The organism is Oribacterium sp. HCP3S3_B9 (assembly GCF_052064255.1).
In the GTDB taxonomy this organism is placed as follows: domain Bacteria; phylum Bacillota; class Clostridia; order Lachnospirales; family Lachnospiraceae; genus Oribacterium.
The window spans coordinates 1-1,199 of sequence record NZ_JBQHVY010000055.1 but is presented as its reverse complement, the minus strand read 5'-3'; the positions used below and the strand labels follow the sequence as shown (position 1 = coordinate 1,199).

Below are 1,199 nucleotides of genomic sequence, written 5' to 3'. Positions count from 1 at the left end.
AACCACCGCTCAGACGCAGCGTCGGCCTCCTCCTGCGACAGATCCGGGTTCGGCGTCTCGATCGCCACAGACGGCACCGCCGACACGTCCAGCATGTCCGACTCGTACCGGCCCTGCCGCTCAATCCGCGCCCACGTCGTCAGATGCTGCTCAACCACACCCACCCCACGGGCGGGCTCCCACTCGTCACCACCACGCCGCACATGCACCACGTCCGCCGACGACACCCGACGGCCACGCACCCAGTAGGCCACCTCGCTGGTCTCCGGATCCCGAGTGATCGACACCCACGACGCAGGCACCCACGACGCCGCTAGCGGATACCCGTCCTGGCCCCGCACCGTGATCAGATGCACCGCGTTCCCGTGGACCAGGTAGTCCTGCACCTGCTGACCCACAAACCACGCCCGTGCCGTGTTCGGCGTCGGATCCGGGCACTGCAGGAACCGGGAGCGAGGCAACACCTGGGCCCCCCGGTACGCGTCGAGCGACATCTGACGGATCAGACCCACCGTCACCTGAGCACACCGCGCCACCGCCGGCACCGCCAACACCGACGCGAGCCCCACCTGCACCGCACCAGGAGCCGGGAACGTCAGCACGACGCCTCACAAAACCTGGAAACGACGCGGCTCGGCAGCGAGTGTCGGCAGATGATCCACACACCAACCAGCGAGCGTGTGAGACTCCAACGGCGCGATCGGGCCACGCTCAGCCACCCACACACCACGACCCCACTGAGCCGCCCCAACCGCTCGACGCAACGACCGCTCACCGAGATGGAAGACGGCCGGGTCCGGGCGCTGCTCGAGCCCGGAGCGGAGACGATGGCAGGCTGCTGCATAGTCCGATGCTGACACGCGCACCAGACACCGCTCGACGTCCATCTTCCGGTCCACCATCTCGGCCGCGATCGCGTCGCCGAGATCCCGATCCCCCTTCGTCGACCGCACCGCGACCGCCGACCCAGCCCACCGCTCCACCACATCGACGGCGGCCCGCACCACCCACCGCACCTGCTCACGTTCCTCGATCACCTCAGTGAGCAGCACCCCATCGGTGCGCCGCCACGCCGCCGAGACCGACGCCTGCCGCAACTCCGGATCAGCCGCCACACCAAACCCCACCCGCACCCGCTCAGGGATCCTCACCGCACGCTGCTCAGCCCTCCGCCACGCCGTCCCATCGATCACGAGCTC

2 protein-coding genes are annotated in these 1,199 nt (G+C 69.1%); both read right to left on the bottom strand.

Translation table 11 applies throughout. The features are described 5' to 3' along the window. On the bottom strand, positions 1 to 602 hold a 602-nt coding region (locus ACTNC3_RS11365), incomplete at its 3' end, for a phage portal protein (protein WP_441227498.1). A 6-nt stretch (positions 603 to 608) separates the two neighbouring features. Beyond that, positions 609 to 1,199, bottom strand: a 591-nt coding sequence (locus tag ACTNC3_RS11360; RefSeq protein WP_441227497.1) for a hypothetical protein, incomplete at its 5' end; no start/stop codon positions are given.